The sequence below is a fragment of the Kitasatospora sp. NPDC090308 genome (genome assembly GCF_044769485.1).
Lineage (GTDB): Bacteria > Actinomycetota > Actinomycetes > Streptomycetales > Streptomycetaceae > Kitasatospora > Kitasatospora fiedleri.
The window spans coordinates 44,979-63,177 of sequence record NZ_JBIVXY010000007.1 but is presented as its reverse complement, the minus strand read 5'-3'; the positions used below and the strand labels follow the sequence as shown (position 1 = coordinate 63,177).

The window sequence follows — 18,199 nt, the reverse complement described above, 5'->3', positions numbered from 1 at the left end:
GCAGGAGGACGGGAGCGCCTGGCGGGGCGGGGGAGGGGCCGCGGGAACGCGCGGGAACAGTGAGGGGGATGGCGAGCGGGGACGGGGGCACAAGGATCGGTGAACGTTCCGTGTGCACGGTCCACCGCCGATGCCGAGAGCCGATCGAACAGAGGCCACGCCATGCCGCACCGCCGCTTCACCGTCCACCTTCCCCCCACGGCCGCCGGGGACGCCCTGCCCGGTCTCCGGCGTTCCCCGCACGCCGCCCGTGGCGCAGGTGGGGCCGCGGGCGGGGACGGGGACCGGCTGCCGACGTGCGCCGGGACGCCGGTGCGCACGCCGGCGCAGGCGCGGCGGGCGGTGTCGGACGTACTGGGCGCCGAGGGAGCCGTCTCCCCCGCCGGGCGGCGGAACGCGCTGCTGGTGGCCTCCGAACTCGTCACCAACGCCGTGCGCCACGCGGGCGGCGTGGTGGGTTTCGCCGTCGGCGTCGAGACCGCGCCGGTGGGCGCCGCCGCCGGGGGGACCGACGGCCGCCCGGGCGGCGGCACGTGCGTGCGGATCGACGTCGAGGACGCCGTCGGCAGCCGCCCGCGAACCGACCCGACCGCCCTGCGGGACCCCTACCGCCTGAGCGGGCGCGGCTGGGCACTGGTCCAGCTCCTCGCCGCGACCGGGGACGTCCTCCCCCTGCCCGGGGGCGGCAAGCGGGTGAGCGTCACCGTCCCGCTCTAGGGCCTGCCGCCGAACCCCCGCCCGCCCCACGGCGCCCAGCGCGCGCCCTCCTTGCCCGCCACCGGGCAGGGGGGCCCGCTCGCCGCACGGGACGTCGCGGGACCGCGCCGGGTGCCGGGCCCCCGTCCCGCCGGGCCCGTCGGCGGCGGTGCGGTTGCGGCGGCCGGCGGCCGGACCGAGGGTGGGGCGGGGCACGCGGAGGCCGTCCGGCGCCCCGACCGCGAGCGAGGAGGAGCGATGCGCACTGCGTCCGGCGGAGACGGGCTCCGCGGCGGGGCGTCTCCGCTGCGCGGGCGGGTGGCCGTCGTCACGGGGGCCGCCCGCGGCGTCGGGGAGCACCTCGCGCGGAGCCTGTCCGCGGCCGGCATGCGGGTGGCCCTCGCCGGGCGGGAGGAGGCGACCCTCCGGGAGACCGCCGCGGCCCTTCCCGGGCCGACCCTCTGCGTCGAGTGCGACGTCACCGACCGGGCCGCCCTGGCCGGGGCCGCCCGCCGGGTCGAGGCCGAGCTGGGACCGGCCAGCGTGGTGGTGGCCAACGCCGGCATCGCCGTGAGCGGGTCGTTCGGCCGCACCAGCGCCGAACTCTGGCAGCGGGTCATCGACGTCAACCTCATCGGGTCCGCCAACACCGCCCGCGCCTTCCTGCCTCAACTCATCTCCACCCGGGGCTACTTCCTCCAGATCGCCTCGACGGCGGCCTTCGGTGCGGCCCCGATGATGAGCGCCTACTGCGCGTCGAAGGCGGGAGCCGAGTCGTTCGCGCTCGCCCTGCGCGGCGAGGTCGAACCCGACGGCGTCCAGGTCGGCGTCGCCTACCTCCACTGGACCGGAACCGAGATGCTCGACGGCATCGACGACAACCCGGTCCTGGCGGCGCTGCGCCGCAACCAGCCACGGCCCGCCCGCCGCGTCCACTCCCCGGAGCAGGTCGCCCGGTGGCTCACCCGGGGCATCACCGGGCGCGCCCCGCAGATCTACGCCCCGCCGTGGCTGCGCTGGTGCCAGCCGCTGCGCCCGGTCTTCCCCGCCCTGGTGGCCCGGACCACCCGCCGCGAGCTGCGGGCCGCGGCGGACGGCGCGTTCTCCTCCGCGGGCGAAGTGCTGGGCGCCGGCGGGCACGCGGACTGGAACTCCTACCGGGAGTCGCACCCGCCCCCCTCCGGGTAGCGCCCGCGGGCCGCCGCCCGGACCCCGCCGCCCGGACCCCGCCGCCCGGACCCCGCAGCGCCCCCGCCCCGGCCGGGCCTCGGCCAATCGGGGCGGTACCCGCCCGGCACCGTCTTGCCCGTCCCCGCAGCGGGTAGCAGAGGAGGAATCCCAGCCGGCCGCTCCCCGGGCCGGTTCCCACGACACGCTCCCACCCGCGAAGGCGACTCATGACCCACGACAGCAACGGACACTCCTCCGAAGAGGCCGCCGCCCCCGCCCCGTCCGGGCCGACCGAGGACGGCGCACCCGCCGGGCTCTGCCTGGTCACCGGCGCCAGCGGGTACATCGGCGGCCGTCTCGTCCCGGAGCTCCTGTCGGCGGGCTACCGGGTGCGCTGCCTGGTCCGCACGCCGGACAAGCTGCGCGACTTCCCCTGGATCGACGAGGTGGAGGTGGTGCGCGGCGACGTCCTGGACGCGGACTCCGTGGCCCGCGCCCTGGACGGCGTGAGCGTCGCCTACTACCTGGTGCACGCCATGCGCGGGGGCGACGACTTCGAGGAGACCGACCGCCGCGCCGCCCGCACCTTCGCGGACGCGGCCCGCGCCACCCGGCTGGACCGGCTGGTCTACCTCGGCGGGCTCACCCCCAGGGACGTGCCCGAGAGCGACCTGTCGCCGCACCTGCGCTCGCGGGCCGAGGTCGGGCGCATCCTCCTCGACTCGGGCGTGCCCACGGCGGTGCTGCGGGCGGCGACGGTCATCGGTTCCGGATCGGCGTCCTTCGAGATGCTCCGCTACCTCGTCGAGCGCCTCCCGGTCATGGTGACGCCGCGCTGGGTGCGCACCCGCATCCAGCCGATCGCGGTCGCGGACGTCCTGCGCTACCTGGTGGGCAGCGCGACGCTGCCGGCCTCCGTCTCCCGCACCTTCGACATCGGCGGGCCCGAGGTGATGGACTACCGCGCGATGATGCAGCGCTACGCCCGGGTGGCGGAACTGCCGCACCGCCTCATCGTCTCCGTGCCGATGCTGTCACCGGGGCTGTCCAGCCACTGGATCGGCCTCGTGACGCCCGTCCCGCGCAGCATCGCCCGCCCGCTGGCGGAGTCGCTGCGCCACGAGGTGGTCTGCACCGAGCACGACATCGCCGACCACATCCCCGACACCGCGACGTCCCCGCTGGACTTCGACGAGGCGCTGCGCCTGGCCCTGCAGCAGGTCAAGGAGGCGCAGGTCGCCACCCGCTGGTCGTCCGCGGCCCTGCCCGACGCGCCCAGCGACCCGCTGCCCACCGACCCCGACTGGGCGGGCGGCAGCCTGTACATCGACCGCCGGGCCCGGCGGACCCAGGCGCGTCCCGAGGAGCTGTGGCAGGTCATCGAGGGCATCGGCGGCGAGAACGGCTGGTACTCCTTCGGGCTCGGCTGGGCCGTCCGCGGCTGGCTGGACCGCCTGGTGGGGGGCGTGGGGCTGCGCCGGGGCCGGCGCGACGCCACCCGGCTGCGGCTCGGCGACGCCGTGGACTTCTGGCGCGTGGAGGCCGTCGACCGCGGGGAACTCCTGCGGCTGCGCGCCGAGATGCTGCTGCCGGGGCTCGCCTGGCTGGAGCTGCGCGTCGGCCGGGACCGGCAGGGGCGGACGGTCTACCTCCAGCGCGCGCTCTTCCACCCGCGCGGCCTCGCCGGCCAGGCCTACTGGTGGAGCGTGTCCCCCTTCCACGCCTTCGTCTTCGGCGGGATGGCCCGCAACATCACCCGCGCGGCCGAGCGCCTGGGCCGCCACGACCCGCACGGGCCGTCGGAGTCCGCCGACCCGGGCGCGGGCGCGGGCGCGGAGACCGGGGCCGACGCGGCCCGGGACCGGGACTGACCGCGGTGCGGGACGGGGCTGAGCCCGGCGCGGGGCGCCGGGCTCAGCCCCGTCCGGGGTGGCGGCCCGGACCGTGGTGCGGTCCGGCCAACGGCGTGGGCGACAGGGCGGTGTCCTCCTCGCCGGCCTCCAGCAGCGTGTCCGCGGCCCCCACGATCAGCGGGTCGGGCCGCCCCACCGCGTCGCGGTCCTTGCTCTCGTAGTCGACCCGGTCCAGCAGGCTGCGGATCGCCTCCACCCGGGCCCGCCGCTTGTCGTTGCCCTTGACCACCGTCCAGGGTGCGGAGCGGGTGTCGGTGGCCCGGAACATGCCGACCTTGGCGCTCGTGTAGGCGTCCCACAGGTCCAGGGAGGCCAGGTCGGTGGGGGAGAGCTTCCACTGGCGCACCGGGTCGACCCGGCGGATCGCGAAGCGGGTGCGCTGTTCGGAGCGCGAGACCGAGAACCAGAACTTCACCAGCACGATCCCGTCGGCCACCAGCATGTCCTCGAAGGCGGGGCACTGCCGCAGGAACCGCTCGTACTCCTCCGGCGAGCAGAACCCCATCACCCGCTCGACCCCGGCCCGGTTGTACCAGGAGCGGTCGAAGAAGACGATCTCACCCGCGGTCGGCAACTGGGCGACGTACCGCTGGAAGTACCACTGCCCGGCCTCCCGGTCGGTGGGCTTGTCGAGGGCGACGATCCGGGCGCCGCGCGGGTTGAGGCGCTCGGTGAAGCGTCGGATCGCGCCGCCCTTGCCCGCCGCGTCCCGGCCCTCGCAGACGACGACCAGCCGCGTCCCGGTGGCCTTCACCCAGCGCTGGAGCTTCAGCAGTTCGATCTGCAGGATCCGTTTGGTCCGCTCGTACTCGCCGCGGCCCATCCTGCGGTCGTAGGGGTGGTTCTCCTGCCAGGTCTGTATGGGCGCGCCGGCCGCGTCCAGCAGCACCGGCTGCTCCGGCCGCTGGTCGTCCACGCTCAGACCCGCCAACAGGTCCTCGGCCCCGGTGCGCCGGGCTTCTCGCTCGTCCACGGCGGGCTCCTGCTCCCTTCGGTCGGGTGGTTCCGTCCCGGTTCCGGGACGGCCGCCCCGTCCGGTCGGACGGGGCGGCGCGGGGCTCAGGCGGTTCCCAGGTAGTAGGCGCCGAGGGCCTGGTGGTAGTCGGAGCTGTCGGCATGGGTGTCGGGATCGAACTCGGGCGAGTTCCGGATCTCCTCCATGGTCCGGTCCAGCCACACCGACCTGTCGTCGTGGTCGACCCGGTTGACGGTGCCCGCCGGGACGAGCACCGTGCGCCCGAAGATCCACGGCCCGGTGTCCACCACGAGGTAGGCGTGGCCGACGTCCTCGCTGTGCTTGTCGACCTTGCCGATCCGGCCGTCCGAGGCCTCCACCCGGTATCCCGCCAGATCGTCGCCCGAGGCGTACCCCTCGGCGCTCTCGTAATCCCAGATCCCTCTGGCCACGTTGGCCTCCCCTGTCCTCGACGTGCTGCTTCACCGACTCCGTTACCCGCGTTCCGACGGCCCATCCGCCCCGGTTCCACCGCGGGGTCTTGACGCCGCGTCAGCTTCCGTGGCAGTTCGTTGTCATGTCACGTGAAAGTCATTCAGGGGGCCCACGCTGCTGGCTGACCGCCTGACCGCCTGACCGCCTGACCGCCTGACCGCCTGACCGCCTGACCGCCTGACCGCCTGACCGTCCGCGCCGCCCGACCGTCCGCGCCGCCCGACCGTCCGCGCCGCCCGACCGTCCGCGCCGCCCGACCGACGAGGGACCGAATGAACCTCCGCCGCACCGCCGCCGCAGCCGCACTCACCGCGGCCCTCACGGCCACCACCCAGCTCGGCGCCGCCGCCGGCGCCGCCACCCCCGCCGAACTGCCGTTCGCCTCCACCAGCTCCGTGGGCATCCACAACACCTACGACCCGGCCGCCTTCGGATTCCTGGCCCAGGCGCTGGACACCGGCACCTCGATGATCGAGCTGGACGCCTGGACCGACACCGTCACCAAGGAGTGGAAGGTCAGCCACTCCAACCCGCTGGGCAACTCAAACAACTGCGTCAACGCCTCCTCCCCGGCGCAGCTGTACACCGGCGGCGCCAACAAGAACCTGGAGAGCTGCCTGGACGACGTCCGGGTCTGGCTGGCCGCGCACCCCGCGGCGGGCCCGCTGACGGTCAAACTGGAACTCAAGGGCGGCTTCGCGGCCAACAGCGGCATGGGCCCCGCCCAGCTCGACGCGCTGATCGCCGCCCACCTGGGCAGCGCCGCCTTCCGCCCCGCCGACCTGCTGGCCAAGCCCGGCGGGGGGAGCTACCCGACCCTGGACGACGCCGCCAGGGCCGGCAACTGGCCCGGCCGGTCGAGCCTGGCCGGCCGCGCGATCGTCTACGTCATCCCCGGCACCGTGGAGGAGGGCAACCCCTTCGACACCCTGCACACCGACGTCGAGTACGCCCGCCACCTGCGCGACCTGGCCGCGGCCGGCCGGATCGGCGACGCCCGGGTCTTCCCCGCCGTCCACGGCGCCGCCGCCGGCGACCCGCGTACCGGGTACCCGGAGACGGACATCCGCCCCTGGTTCGTGGTCTTCGACGGGGACGCCGCCACCTACCTGAACGGCGTCGACACCTCCTGGTACGACACCCGCCACTACCTGCTCAGCATGACCGACGCGCAGAACGTCGCCCCCGCGATCAGCGCCACCGACCCGACCGCGGACCAGGCCCGCGCCCGCGTGGTCCAACTCGCCGGCGCCCACGCCACCCTGGTCTCCGCCGACTGGCGCCACCTGCCCGAGGTCCAGTCCATGGTCCTGCCGCGCGGCTGACACCCCGCCGGCGTCGCGTCCCCGCGCCCCGGCCCTCCTCCGTACACTGGTGACATGCGACAGCGTCCCGGAGGGCCGGGAGACGGGGCCGAGGGCCTGTTCGACCTGGACGAGCTCATCGCCGCCGCCGCGCCGCCCGGCGAATCCCCCGACGGCGAACCCCCCGAGCGGCCGTTCCGCGACGGGGAGCAGGCGCGCAGGCTGCTCGACATCACCGAGATCCACGCCGAACCCGCCGCCGCGCGGTCCTGGCGGGGCCGGCAGATCATCGCCCGCTTCCCCGGCGCCCGGATCGTCGAGACCGCCTCCCACTGGCGCATCCCCGACCTGCACGGCAACGCGGGCAACGTGGAGCGCTGGGTGCGGACCAAGCGCGGCACCCTGGTCCTCGGCGAGCGCAAGTCCTTCGGCATCCGCCCCAACGGGCGGTCGGCCGACTGGATCGCCCCCGGCCTCTCCAACGGCTGCGCCATGGCCTGCGCCTACTGCTACGTCCCGCGCCGCAAGGGCTTCGCCAACCCCATCACCGTCTTCACCAACACCGAGCGCGTCCTGGCCGCCCTGGAACGGCACGTCGCGGCCAACGGCCCCAAGCGCGAGCCCAACCAGTGCGACGAGCGCGCCTGGGTCTACGACATCGGGGAGAACGGCGACTGCTCGGTCGACGACCTGATCGGCGACGGCACCGCCGACCTGGTCCGGGCCTTCCGCCGCCTGCCCACCGCCAAGGCGTCCTTCGCCACCAAGTTCGTCAACCCCGACCTGCTGCGGCTCGACCCGCAGGGCCGCACCCGCATCCGCTTCTCCGTCATGCCGCCCGACGACTCCAGGCACCTCGACATCCGCACCAGCCCGGTCCCCGAACGCCTCGCGGCCGCCGCCGACTTCCTCGACGCCGGCTACGAGGTGCACTTCAACCTCTCCCCGGTGGTCATCCGCCCGGGCTGGGAGCACGACTGGGGCGAACTGCTGCGGGCCATGGACGACACGCTCCCGGAGCGGGTCAAGGACCAGGCCGCCGCGGAGGTCATCATGCTCACCCACAACCGGGACCTGCACGAGGTCAACCTCGGCTGGCACCCCCGCGCGGAGGAGGTCCTGTGGCGCCCGGACCTCCAGCAGCCGAAACGCTCCGAGAACGGCGGCTGGAACGTGCGCTACCGCACCGGCGTCAAGGCCGCCGCCCTCGAGACGCTGCGCGAGCTGATCGGCGCCCGCGCCCCCTGGCTGCGGATCCGCTACGCCTTCTGACACACCGTCCGCACGCACCGGGCCCGGCGGCCCGGTGCGTGCGCGTGCGCGTGCGCGGGCGCTCAGAACCAGTCGGGGCGGGTGTCGGCCGCCGTCCGGTCCAGGCCGGTCAGCAGGTCGAACTGCGGTCCGGTGCGGGGGAGTTCGACGCGGAAGAAGTAGCGGGCGGCCTGCCGCTTGCCCTGGTGGAAGGCGTCCCCGCCGTCGGGGAGGGCGAGGAACTGCTCCAGCCAGATCCAGGCGACCACCACGTGTCCGACCGCCTCCAGGTAGAGGGAGGCGTTGGCCAGCGCGGTGTCCGGGTCGCCGCCCGCCCACAGGGCGGCGGTGGTGCGCTCGACCCGGGTGGCGGCGGCGGCCAACTCTGCGGCCAGGACGGCGGCTTCGCCCCCGGTGTCCGCGGCCCGGCGGACGGTGGCGCCGATGGTCTCCAGCAGCAGCCGCAGGCCCGCCCCGCCGCCCATGACGACCTTGCGGCCGAGCAGGTCGAGGCCCTGGATGCCGTGGGTGCCCTCGTGGATGGGGTTGAGCCGGTTGTCGCGGTAGAACTGCTCGACGTCGTACTCGCGGGTGTACCCGTAACCGCCGTGGACCTGGATGGCGAGGTCGTTGGCGGCCAGGCACCACTGCGAGGGCCAGCTCTTGGCGATCGGGGTCAGCACGTCGAGCAGCAGCCGGGCCCGGTCCCGTTCGGCCTGCTGCCCGGCGGTGCGCTCCTCGTCCAGCAGGCGGCTGCAGTACAGGCTCAGCGCGAGGCCACCCTCGACGTAGCTCTTCTGGGCCAGCAGCATCCGCCTGACGTCGGCGTGCTCGATGATCGGCACCTGCGGGGCGGCGGGGTCCTTGGCGCCGGGCGGACGCCCCTGGGTGCGGGTGCGGGCGTAGTCGAGGGCGTGCAGGTAGCCGGTGTAGCCGAGCGCGGCGGCGCCCAGGCCGACGCCGATCCGGGCCTCGTTCATCATGTGGAACATGTACGCCAGGCCGTGGTGCGGCTCGCCGACCAGGAAGCCGACCGCGCCCGGCGCGCCCGCCGGCGTGTGCCGTCCCTCGCCGAAGTTGAGGAGCGTGTTGGCCGTGCCCCGGTAGCCCATCTTGTGGTTCAGGCCCGCCAGGACCACGTCGTTGCGCTCGCCCGGTGAACCGTCCGGCGCCACCAGGTACTTGGGGACGACGAAGAGCGAGATGCCCTTCACGCCCGCCGGGCCGCCGGGGATCTTGGCGAGCACCAGGTGGACGATGTTCTCGCTCAGGTCGTGGTCGCCGCCGGAGATCCACATCTTGGTGCCGGTGATCCGGTACGTGCCGTCGGGCTGCGGCACCGCCCGGGTGGTGATGTCGGTCAGCGAGGAGCCCGCCTGCGGCTCGGAGAGGCACATGGTGCCGAAGAAGCGGCCCTCGACCATGGGCCGCACGTAGGTGTCGACCTGCTCCGCGCTGCCGTGGGCCAGCAGCAGGTTGGCGTTGGCCACCGTCAGGAACGGGTAGGCCGCGGTGCCGACGTTGGCCGCCTGGAACCAGGCCGTGCAGGCGTGGGCGACCACCTGCGGCAGCTGCTGCCCGCCCACCGCGTGGTCCATCGCCGCACCGACCAGACCGGACTCGGCGAAGACCCGCAGCGCCCGCCCGACCTCCGGGATGATGTGCACCCGCTCGCCGTCGAAGGTCGGTTCCTGGGCGTCGTTCTTCTTGTTGTGCGGGGCGAAGTGCTCGGCCGCGATCCGCGCACTGAGGTCGAGCACCGCGTCGATCGTGTCCCGGTCGTGCTCGGCGTAGCGCTCGCGCGCGGTCAGGGCGGTGACGTCCAGCCAGTCGTGCAGCAGGAAGTCCAGGTCGCGGCGGGACAGCAGGAGGGAGGCCATGGCGGGTGCGTCCAATCGGGCGGCCGGTCTGCGGGCAGGCCCCATTCTCCGCCGTGCCCGCGCGCGGACGCGGGCGGGGTCGACCGGGCACCGTCCGCGACGACCCGGGCGCCCCGGAGCCCCCCGCCCCCGCCCGGGGCGGGCGGCTCCGGCCGTTCCGGGCCCCGCACGGCTTCGGCCCGACGTGCGGGCGCGCTCCCGCCCCCGTTCTCCACCGGAACCCGGCGGCGCGCGGAGACCGGCGGGCGGAGAACGGCGGACGTGCGGCCCAGGGACGCGGTCAGGTGGCGAGCAGGTCGGTGAGGTCGTCGGCGTGCTCTTCCTCCTCCTCGAGGATGGATTCGATGAGCCGGCGGGTGGTGGGGTCGTGCTCGCCGAGCCAGCGGGCGATCTCCTGGTAGGTGGAGATGACGATGCGCTCGGCGAGCAGGTTGTCCTCCAGCATCGTCTTGAGGTCCGTCTCGCCGGGAGTGGTGTAGTCGGTGTGGGCGCGTCGGACGAGGGTGGCGGGGTCGAAGTCGGGCTCGCCGCCGAGCTGGGAGATCCGTTCGGCGGCGCGCAGGGCGTGCTGCATCTCCTCGGCGGCGTGTTCGGTGAACTCGGCCGCGACCTGCGCGCGATCGATGCCGGTGGCCGAGATCGCGTGCCGGGTGTAGCGCAGCCAGCACACCACCTCGGTGGCGACCACGTCGTTCAGGACGGCGATCACCTTCGCGGCGTCCAGGCCGTAGGTGGCCGTCAGGGCGCCGTCGGACATCTTCTGCCGGGCTTCGTCCCGGATCCGGGTCACGTCGATGACGAAATCGTCGCCAGCCATGCGGTACTCCCAGGTGGTGGGGGGTGAGAACGGTTCTCCCACCGATTCCCGCAGCCGGCGGCGGCGACACGGACGGGCCCGCGACACCACCGGTCTGCACCAGCGCGAGCACGCGGACGCCCGGTCCGGGCGGGGCGCGTCAGCGGGCGAGGGAGTCGAGGCCGCGCAGGAAGTCGCCGAAGCCGCCGGGGGCGCGGGGGTCGCGTCGTGCGGAGGTGGTGACGGGGGTGTCGGGGGTCCGTTTGACGCGGTGGCCGGCGGCCTCCAGGGCCGCGACCAGGGCGCGGTCCTCGCCGACGGGCAGAGGTGCGAAACCGCCGACCGCGCGGTAGGCGTCGGCACGGACGGCGAGGTTGGCCCCGTGGACGTGGCGGTGGCCCCCGGCGCCCGCCGGGTGCCGGTAGTGCCGCCGGAAGGCCCCGGCGGTGGCCTGCCGGTGGCCGGTCCAGTCCGTGACGCGGACGGTGCCGACGACCGCGTGCCATCCGAGAGCCGCGTGGTCGAGCTGGCGGGCGAGCCACTCGGACGGCACCCGGGAGTCCGCGTCGGTGTGGGCCAGCCACACCCCGGCCGGGGCGAGGGCGGACCCGGTGGCGAGGGCGAGGTCCACGGCCCGTTCGCTGCCCGCCGCGCGGGCCGCCCCGACGTTGCCGGCCGCCAGCTCCAGCACCTGCGCGCCGTACCGGCGGGCCACGTCCGCGGTGGCGTCCGTGCAGGCGTCCGCCACCACGACCACCCGGTGCGGCAGCGCCCGTACCCGAGGGTGGCGCAGCGCCCGGTGCAGTGCGGTCAGGCAGCTGCCGAGCAGCCCCTCCTCGTCGCGGGCGGGGACGACGACGGCCACCGCGCGGATCACGTCAGGCCCTCGGCGGCGGCGACGGACAGGCCGGCGGCCGGGGTGCCGGGCCGGTCCGGGCGGACGAAGACGTCCAGCAGGAAGTCCGGTTCGGCGTGCGCGGCGATCCGCACGAGGGCCGGGTGGGCGCGGGCCTGTCCGTGGACGGCCTCGGCGCTGCGGGCGTGGTCCGGGACGGGGTGGCGCCAGTGGACCAGCAGGAGCGTGCCGCCGGGCTCCAACGCGTGCACGGCCCGCTCCAGGACGTCCGCGGCGTCGGCGGCGGTGAAGTAGTACAGCAGCTCGGACAGGACGACGAGGTCGAAGGCGCCGTCGGGCCAGTCGTCCGGCAGCCGGCGGTGCTCCACCCGCACGTGCGGCGCCCGCGCGAGGCGGGCCCGGGCCCGGGCCACGGCGCGCTCCTCCCGGTCGCACGCGAGCAGGGCGTCGCAGCGTTCGGCCAGCAGCGCGGACAGGACGCCGACCGAGCAGCCCGGCTCGAACGCGCTGCGGTAGCGCGGCTCGGGGAGCGCCGCGAGGGTCAGGGCGTACTTCCGCCGCTCGTACCAGCGCTCGGCCAGCCGCCAGGGGTCGTCCTGCTCGGCGTACATGCCGGCGAAGTAGGCGGCGGGGGTGGCGGCGCCGGTCGGGCGCCCTGCCGCGGGGCGAGGGGGGGTGGTCATCGCCAGATCACCTCGAAGTCGCGCTGGAAGTGGGCGAGTTCGTCCGGGGGCAGGATCGCCCCGTCGCCCGGTCCGTCGCCGAGCGGCTCGATCTGGCTGCGGAAGCACCGCAGTGCCGCGCGCTTGCGGGCCCGGGCGGCCGGGGGCAGCGCGATGCGCGCCGCCCGGCTCCAGGGCAGCCGCGGATCGCCCGGCACCGCCCAGTGCCACGCCCACACCGGGTACTCCCACACCGGAACCCCCCGCGCGGCCCCGGCCGCCAGCGCCGCGCGTCCCGCGGCTTCGTGGTCCGGGTGCAGGTCCGCGCCGAACGGCGCCACGCACAGGTCGCAGTCCGCGAGCAGCCCGGTCAGCTCGGCGGCCAGCGCCGGTTCGTGGCGGGCCACGCCGCTGTCGGGCAGCCCCAGCCGCACCGCCGGCACGTCCGCCCCCAACTCGCGTGTCGCCCGGCGCAGTTCCCGGGCGCGCACGGCTGCCAGGTCGCGGGCCGCGGCAGTGGTGCTGTGCGGATGGGACGCCTCGCCGTCGGTGACGGACACCAGGCGCACCTGGACACCGGCCGCGGCGAGGACGGCGATCGTGCCGCCGAAGCCGAGGACCTCGTCGTCGGGGTGCGCCGCCACGATCAGGACGACGGGCGGGCCGTCCGGACGGGCGGGCAGGCAGGCGAGCGGGTCGACGGCGGGGAGGCGGTGCAGCGGCGCCCACGCCCGCCAGTCCTGCTCCGGCGTCCCGGGCGCCTGGATCGGGTCGGCCGCGGCCCGCCGCCCGGGGCCGGGAGCCGCCGTCGGGACCGGACGGTCCGTCATCCGTCCTCCCACTCCAGGCGGGCGTCGCGGGCCGCCGCGCCGAGACCGGCCAGATCGCGCTCCGCGTGGTGCTGGCGCAGGTAGACGGTCAGGTCGGCGACGGCCTGCGCGTGCACGGCGTCGTGGCCCAGCGGGGCGGCGCCCAGCGACCGGCCGACCCGGGCCAGCACGTCCCCGGCGGCGTGCTCGACGGCGGCCCGCACCCGCATCGTGCGGCGGCGCGAGGTACCGGCCGCGTCGAGGGGGTCGGCGTCGACGGCGGCGGCCGCGCCCTCCAGCAGGGCGTCCACGGTGGCGAGGTGCGCGTCGACGGCACCGAGATGGGCCAGGGCGTGCGGGCCCAGGTCCCACTTGCGCGCGGCCTCCAGCAGCGTGCGGGCGACCGCTCGGGCCCCGCCGTGCCAGCAGGCGGCGACGCCGATCCCGCCGTGGTGGAAACCGGGGCGCTCCAGGTACGCGCCCGGCTCACCGACCGGGACGGCCCGGACGTCCTCCAGCACCACGTCCAGCGTGTCGCTGCCCGCCATGCCCGGCCCGGGCCAGCTGTCCGGCAGCGGGACGAGACCCGGCTGCGCCACCTCGACGGCGAACAGCCGCCGCCGCTCCCCGTCGCGGGCGGTCACCAGCGCGTGGGTGCACACCCGGGCCCCCGAGCAGAACGGCTTCACCCCGGACAACCGCCAGCCGTCCGAACCGCGGCGCGCCTCCAGGCGGTACCCCGGCGGCTCGGCCGCCCACACCCCCCAGCGCGACCCCGCTCCGCCGTCCAGCGCGAACTCCGAACTCCGGGCCCCGAGTTCGGCGAGGATCGCGACGGCGTCCGCATGGCCCTCACCGAGCCGGGCCAGGGACAGGTCCTGCTGCGCCCACCGGGTCAGCGCCGCCCAGCGCTCCGCGGTCCGCCCGGCACCGGGCAGCGGAAGGTCCAACTCCCCGTCGGCCGCCATCCGGGTGAACGCCTCGGCGATCGTCCGGCGGTGGCCCGCCGTGGCGCAGACCTCCCCGGCGGACCCGTCCGGGGCGCGGCCGTGCACGGTGGTGCTCACGGACTGCCGGCCCGGTCGGACGGGTGGGGGCCCTGCTGCCGCGGCACCCGGACGGGCCAGGGCGGCAGGGTGGAAGGCCGGAAGGACGGTCCAGCGAACACGTTGAGCTCCTCACCATCGCACCGGACGATTCGACGGCCGCCCGGCATCGCCCCCGACTCTGCCTCCCGCACCGGACGCCCGCACCCCGACCGCGCTCCCGGCCCGCCCCCGCCGGAGGACTCCCGGCGTCCGGCCGCCCGCGTCGACCACCTGCGTCGACCACCCGCTGACCAGCCCCGGCGGACCCTGCGGCCGCAGGGAGGAGGCGCCCACCCACGGGTGAAGGCCCTCCGCTCGACGGCCCGATCCTCCCGGACGTCGTCGACGCGCCCCTCGTGCCGGTCCGGCTCGATCCGGTCCCGACTCCGTTCCCGCGGTGCCTGACCGGGCACCGCGGACGGTCCGCGCCCGGGCCGTTCACGTCTCATCACGCCCGGAGGGTACGGGCCGGGCCGGGGGAGGCGGCCGGGGGAGGTGCGGCCGTCCGCTGCGGGGCTCTTCCGCCGAGGTGCCTGGGTCAGGGGCGCAGGGCGGTGGCGACGGCGTGGGCGAGGGGAGTGGTGGGGCGGCCGGTGAGGCGGGAGAGGTCGCCGCTGCGGGTGGCGCATTCGCCGTCGGCGACGTTCAGGTCGAGGGCGGCGACGGCGTGGGCGATCGGCTGGGGCAGGCCCGTGGCGGTGAGGAGTTCCTCGTAGTGGTCGGCGGTCACCGGCCGGTAGACGACGCTGGTGCCGGACTGCCGGGAGATTTCTTCGGCGAGTTCGGCGAAGCTCCACGCGGTGTCGCCGCCGAGTTCGTAGCTGGCGCCTTCGTGGCCGGTGCCGGTCAGGACGGCGGCAGCCGCGGCGGCGTAGTCGGCGCGCGAGGCGGAGGCGACGCGGCCCTGTCCGGCGGCGCGGACGATCGCGCCGGTGCGCAGGGCGGGGGCCACGGCGTCGGTGGCCATCTCGTGGTAGAGGCCGTTGCGCAGCAGGGTGTGGGGCAGGCCGCGGGCGCGCAGGGCGGCCTCGGTCCTGCGGTGGTTGACGGAGACGGGGCCGCTGATGGTGCCCAGCAGGCTGGTGTAGGCGAGCAGGGCGACGTCGGCCCGGGCGGCGGCGTCGATGACGACCTGGTGCTGGGCGACGATGTCGCGGTGGAACTCGTTGCCGGAGATCAGCAGCACCTTGTCGCCGGCCCGGAGGAGACCGTCGAAGGAGGCGGGGTCGTTGTAGTCGCCGAGTACGACAGTGACGCCCCGCCCGGCGAGGTCGGCCGCCTTGCCGGGGGTGCGGACCACGGCGGTGATCTCGCGGGCGGGTACGGTGCGCAGGAGTTCGGCGACGGTCAGGCGGCCGAGCCGGCCGTTGGCGCCGGTGACGACGATGCTCATGGTGCGGGGTTCCTCCCCTGTACGGGCGGGTGGGCGGCTGCGGTGCGCGGAACGGGGACGCGACGGCGGCCCGTGGGCCGCGCTTCGCCGGCGTGGGGGCGCTGGTCGGCGGTGCGGCCCGCCAGGGGCCGGGCGGTGGGGCCGGCGACTCATGACCATGGTCATCGACCAGCGGCTCACCGCCTCGGAGGCGTCGGTGCGCCTCTCGTAGTCGCGGGCCAGACGGCGCGAGTGCACCAGCCACGCGAATGTCCTCTCCACCAGCCGCCTTTTCGCCAGCACCACGAAGCCCGTCGTGTCATCCGTCCGCCTGATCACGGTCAGCGCGATCCGCAGCACGTCACGGGCGATGTCGACCAGGCGTCCGGTGTAGCCGCCGTCGGCCCACACCAGCGAGATCCGCCAGTGCCGCATCCGCAGCCGCTCCAGGAGCGTCCGGCCGTCCTCGCGGTCAGTGACGGATGCGGCGGTGACCATCACGGCCAGCAGCAGCCCGACGGTGTCCACGACGATGTGCCTCTTGCGGCCGTTCACCTTCTTCCCGCCGTCGAACCCCCGGCTCGTGGCCGGCACCGACGCCGCCGCCTTCACCGGCTGGGCGTCGATGATCCCGGCGGTCGGCTCCGGATCACGGCCCGCTGCCTCGCGGGCCCGCTCCCGCAGCCTGTCGCGGAACTCGCCGACCAGGCCCTTGTCCCGCCAGCGCCGGAAGAACGCGTAGACGCGGTCCCAGGCGGGGAAGTCCGCGGGCACCGCCCTCCAGGCGATGCCGCCCGCGACCAGGTAGCGCACCGCGTCGACCAACTGCCGGTGGCAGTAGCCCTCCGGCCGCCCACCCCTTCCCTCCAGCCAGGCGGGCACCGGCATCGCGTCCCGCACGACGGCCCATTCCGCGTCGCTCATGTCCGAGGGGTACCTCGGTCGCCTGTGCGGGCGGTCCCCGGCGTTCCCGAACCGGTGAGCGAGGCAATCACACGACAGGGAACGGAGTTGGACGACAGCGGCACGGACACGGAAGACTGCAGCACCAGGGGCCTCCTGTTGCTCGGCTGGATTCGACACCCACGAGCTGCACGGACCCCGCCTTCATGCCCAGCCGACCAGAAGATCACCCGACCGGGTCGGCAACGTCGAACTCACGCCCACGAAGTTCGATGGAGCAACGGCTGGTAAGGCACGTAGTCGGGCCTCCGGTGAGTGCTGTCCTGTGCCACCAACCTTGCTCGATTGCCGCTGAAGTTGGACTACTGCCCGGTTCGTGTTGTCGAACCTTGACCGCCCTGGTCGGACCGGCTCTGAACTTCCCCGGCACTTGGGGGCATTCCGCGCTTCCCACCCGGATGGCCGGCACCGGATGCATTTGACAAGAGCACGCAACAGCCTGGAGCCATGAGGAACACAACGGGACGAAGGATAGCCTTCAGTGGCGTATCGGTGATCGCCGCGCTCGCCATCGGCGCCTCAAGTGCCGGCTGTTCCAGTAGCAAGACCGAGTCGAGCGGCGCTTCGAACAGCGCGCCAGCGGCGACCACCTCATCTGCGGCGGCGAGCACCAGCAGTACGGCAGCGGCGGCGAGCTCAAGCGCAGCAGCGACGACGGAGGCGGCTTCTCTCAAGGCTTTCGTCGCCAGCTCGTCGAGCGCAACCTCCGCAATGAAAACCGCAGTTGCCGACCATGTCGCGAAAGTCGATGCCTCTGACGGCCAGGTGAACATCTACACCGACCTGACCGGTGATATCACGTCCAGCGACACCGGCACGGCCAAGCTGATCGTCTCAGCCGCAACTGACTGGGCAACGCAGAAGCACAAGCCCATTACTGCGGGAGCAGGTTTGATCACGGTCTACAACCAGAGCGGTACCATCCTCTCGAACGGCAACTACTGACCCTGAACTCCACCCGCGACGGCAGCCCCGCAATTCCGGCGCTGCTGACACGGCTGACGTGCTGTTCGATGTGGTGGCCGGGGAGACGTGCCTGCGGCCGGGGTGCGGGAAGCCGGTGCCGGCTGCGGAGCCCGGCAAGCGCGGGCGCCGCCCGGAGTTCCGGATCAGTGAGCCTTCTCAGCTGCCACCCGGTGGGTGAGGCCGCCTCTGCCGTTGACGGTTGCCCGGACCGGCGTGATCTTCGTCGCTCGTGTCGCCTGCAACCGTGGCCCCGCCACCCGCTCGGTGGTCGATCCGAAAGGGCTCAGTGCTTGGTCCAGTCCCGGCCGCGCGCAGTCGGTCATGTCCTCGACGGTCGTGCAGCGGTCCTTCTTCGGCAGCCGGCCGCACTTGGACCAACTCGCCGATCAGCGTGTCGAGTCGACGGCATCGAAGGCCGGTGGGGAGGTGAGGGGACGAAGCCGTGCGGCCAAGGTGTCGCGTCACAACAACACCCAATCCGTATGGCCCTCTTCATGCCACTCCGTGTTCAACGGCCGTGACAGAGGGGGCATCAACTCGCCCGCTGCCTCTTCCGGCCGGGGTGACGTGGGCGGACGAGGGCATCGAGCCCGCCCACAGCTGCGCGGGATATGGGCCGGGCCGCGGCGCAACCGCTCTCCCGCGCACCACCAGGACAACTGCCCGTCCGCATCCCGCGGATGCATGCCCAGGCCGTGTTCAGCGCACAGGGGCCACGCCTGTCGCAGACGCTCGACGACGGTCTCCTGCGTGGCATCGGCGATGATGGCCAGCACAGAAGCAGGGTCGTCCGCCGGCCCTGGATGCAGGTGATTGCCGTGCCACTCGCCGTTGGCCAGCGCGACGTGGACGTTCTCCGGCCCGTCCCCATCGTCAGGCGGAAGGGCCAGCAGCTGCAGGGGGTCCTGCTCGGGAAGGGTCGCCGCCACGTCCCGATTCAGGAGGGCGAGAGCCTGATCCCATGTGGGGTACTCGCCTGGCGAGACGCGCCGGGGCTCGGAGCGGTCGAAAAGGGTGTGCATG

16 protein-coding genes and 1 pseudogene are annotated in these 18,199 nt (G+C 74.7%); 6 read left to right on the top strand and 11 right to left on the bottom strand.

The features are described from left to right. Positions 1 to 342 precede the first annotated feature (342 nt). The 3 genes from ACIQVD_RS18160 (at position 343) to ACIQVD_RS18150 (ending at position 3,737) form a co-directional block, all read left to right on the top strand. Positions 343 to 717, top strand: coding sequence for an ATP-binding protein (locus ACIQVD_RS18160; RefSeq protein WP_400681455.1), 375 nt, complete (start codon positions 343 to 345; stop codon positions 715 to 717). Between the two features lie 237 nt (positions 718 to 954). Then, complete coding sequence (locus tag ACIQVD_RS18155; protein WP_402290189.1) at positions 955 to 1,884, top strand: SDR family oxidoreductase; 930 nt, start codon at positions 955 to 957, stop codon at positions 1,882 to 1,884. A gap of 209 nt (positions 1,885 to 2,093) precedes the next feature. Continuing rightward, entirely contained in the window at positions 2,094 to 3,737 is a 1,644-nt protein-coding gene (locus ACIQVD_RS18150) for an SDR family oxidoreductase (RefSeq protein ID WP_402290187.1), read from the top strand. Between the two features lie 43 nt (positions 3,738 to 3,780). Here ACIQVD_RS18150 and ppk2 read toward each other — a convergent pair whose 3' ends face one another. Together ppk2 and ACIQVD_RS18140 are read right to left on the bottom strand one after the other, a co-directional pair. Beyond that, entirely contained in the window at positions 3,781 to 4,752 is a 972-nt protein-coding gene (gene ppk2, locus ACIQVD_RS18145) for a polyphosphate kinase 2 (protein ID WP_402290185.1), read from the bottom strand. A gap of 86 nt (positions 4,753 to 4,838) precedes the next feature. After that, on the bottom strand, positions 4,839 to 5,186 hold the full coding sequence (locus ACIQVD_RS18140) for a PRC-barrel domain-containing protein (protein WP_400681464.1): 348 nt from the start codon (positions 5,184 to 5,186) through the stop codon (positions 4,839 to 4,841). Positions 5,187 to 5,501: 315 nt separating this feature from the next. Here ACIQVD_RS18140 and ACIQVD_RS18135 point away from each other — a divergent pair, with 315 nt between their 5' ends. Further along, on the top strand, positions 5,502 to 6,554 hold the full coding sequence (locus ACIQVD_RS18135; protein ID WP_402290182.1) for a phosphatidylinositol-specific phospholipase C domain-containing protein: 1,053 nt from the start codon (positions 5,502 to 5,504) through the stop codon (positions 6,552 to 6,554). 54 nt (positions 6,555 to 6,608) lie between these two features. Next, positions 6,609 to 7,805 carry a spore photoproduct lyase family protein gene (locus ACIQVD_RS18130; RefSeq protein ID WP_402290179.1) on the top strand — a complete coding sequence of 399 codons (1,197 nt, stop codon included), beginning with the start codon at positions 6,609 to 6,611 and terminating at the stop codon, positions 7,803 to 7,805. A gap of 62 nt (positions 7,806 to 7,867) precedes the next feature. On the opposite strand, the gene ACIQVD_RS18125 is transcribed toward ACIQVD_RS18130, so the two are convergent. The 8 genes and pseudogenes from ACIQVD_RS18125 to ACIQVD_RS18090 form a co-directional block, all read right to left on the bottom strand. Continuing rightward, the gene (locus ACIQVD_RS18125; protein WP_402290177.1) at positions 7,868 to 9,664 is read right to left on the bottom strand and encodes an acyl-CoA dehydrogenase; all 1,797 of its coding nucleotides are present in this window, start codon (positions 9,662 to 9,664) and stop codon (positions 7,868 to 7,870) included. 280 nt (positions 9,665 to 9,944) lie between these two features. After that, a complete protein-coding gene (locus ACIQVD_RS18120) occupies positions 9,945 to 10,481 on the bottom strand; it encodes a ferritin-like domain-containing protein (RefSeq protein WP_400681472.1) in 537 nt (178 codons plus the stop codon). Positions 10,482 to 10,620: 139 nt separating this feature from the next. Continuing rightward, on the bottom strand, positions 10,621 to 11,337 hold the full coding sequence (locus ACIQVD_RS18115; protein WP_400681474.1) for a glycosyltransferase: 717 nt from the start codon (positions 11,335 to 11,337) through the stop codon (positions 10,621 to 10,623). Further along, positions 11,334 to 11,999: a methyltransferase domain-containing protein gene (locus ACIQVD_RS18110; RefSeq protein WP_400681475.1), complete on the bottom strand. Its 666-nt coding sequence runs from the start codon at positions 11,997 to 11,999 to the stop codon at positions 11,334 to 11,336. The genes ACIQVD_RS18115 and ACIQVD_RS18110 overlap by 4 nt, the downstream gene beginning before the upstream one ends. Next, positions 11,996 to 12,808 (bottom strand): PIG-L deacetylase family protein, encoded by an 813-nt coding sequence (locus ACIQVD_RS18105; protein WP_402290173.1) that lies wholly within the window; start codon positions 12,806 to 12,808, stop codon positions 11,996 to 11,998. Before ACIQVD_RS18105 ends, ACIQVD_RS18110 begins: the two co-directional genes overlap by 4 nt. Continuing rightward, positions 12,805 to 13,854 carry an acyl-CoA dehydrogenase gene (locus tag ACIQVD_RS18100; RefSeq protein ID WP_402290170.1) on the bottom strand — a complete coding sequence of 350 codons (1,050 nt, stop codon included), beginning with the start codon at positions 13,852 to 13,854 and terminating at the stop codon, positions 12,805 to 12,807. The genes ACIQVD_RS18105 and ACIQVD_RS18100 overlap by 4 nt, the downstream gene beginning before the upstream one ends. A 559-nt stretch (positions 13,855 to 14,413) precedes the next feature. Next, a complete protein-coding gene (locus ACIQVD_RS18095; RefSeq protein ID WP_402290644.1) occupies positions 14,414 to 15,268 on the bottom strand; it encodes an NAD(P)H-binding protein in 855 nt (284 codons plus the stop codon). 213 nt (positions 15,269 to 15,481) lie between these two features. Next, positions 15,482 to 16,135: pseudogene (locus ACIQVD_RS18090) on the bottom strand (IS5 family transposase); the annotation flags it as partial. A gap of 567 nt (positions 16,136 to 16,702) precedes the next feature. Between ACIQVD_RS18090 and ACIQVD_RS18085 the strand changes: the two are divergent. After that, a complete protein-coding gene (locus ACIQVD_RS18085; protein WP_402290168.1) occupies positions 16,703 to 17,155 on the top strand; it encodes a hypothetical protein in 453 nt (150 codons plus the stop codon). A gap of 482 nt (positions 17,156 to 17,637) precedes the next feature. Here ACIQVD_RS18085 and ACIQVD_RS18080 read toward each other — a convergent pair whose 3' ends face one another. Next, entirely contained in the window at positions 17,638 to 18,198 is a 561-nt protein-coding gene (locus ACIQVD_RS18080; protein ID WP_402290165.1) for a hypothetical protein, read from the bottom strand. Position 18,199 lies beyond the last annotated feature (1 nt).

Excerpts from the sequence above, each read along its gene's own strand:
- ACIQVD_RS18155 (WP_402290189.1), top strand. The coding sequence starts at position 955 with ATGCGCACTGCGTCCGGCGGAGACGGGCTCCGCGGCGGGGCGTCTCCG.
- ACIQVD_RS18150 (WP_402290187.1), top strand. The coding sequence starts at position 2,094 with ATGACCCACGACAGCAACGGACACTCCTCCGAAGAGGCCGCCGCCCCC.
- ACIQVD_RS18135 (WP_402290182.1), top strand. The coding sequence starts at position 5,502 with ATGAACCTCCGCCGCACCGCCGCCGCAGCCGCACTCACCGCGGCCCTC.
- ACIQVD_RS18130 (WP_402290179.1), top strand. The coding sequence starts at position 6,609 with ATGCGACAGCGTCCCGGAGGGCCGGGAGACGGGGCCGAGGGCCTGTTC.
- ACIQVD_RS18125 (WP_402290177.1), bottom strand. The coding sequence starts at position 9,664 with ATGGCCTCCCTCCTGCTGTCCCGCCGCGACCTGGACTTCCTGCTGCAC.
- ACIQVD_RS18120 (WP_400681472.1), bottom strand. The coding sequence starts at position 10,481 with ATGGCTGGCGACGATTTCGTCATCGACGTGACCCGGATCCGGGACGAA.
- ACIQVD_RS18110 (WP_400681475.1), bottom strand. The coding sequence starts at position 11,999 with ATGACCACCCCCCCTCGCCCCGCGGCAGGGCGCCCGACCGGCGCCGCC.
- ACIQVD_RS18105 (WP_402290173.1), bottom strand. The coding sequence starts at position 12,808 with ATGACGGACCGTCCGGTCCCGACGGCGGCTCCCGGCCCCGGGCGGCGG.
- ACIQVD_RS18095 (WP_402290644.1), bottom strand. The coding sequence starts at position 15,268 with ATGAGCATCGTCGTCACCGGCGCCAACGGCCGGCTCGGCCGCCTGACC.
- ACIQVD_RS18080 (WP_402290165.1), bottom strand. The coding sequence starts at position 18,198 with ATGCACACCCTTTTCGACCGCTCCGAGCCCCGGCGCGTCTCGCCAGGC.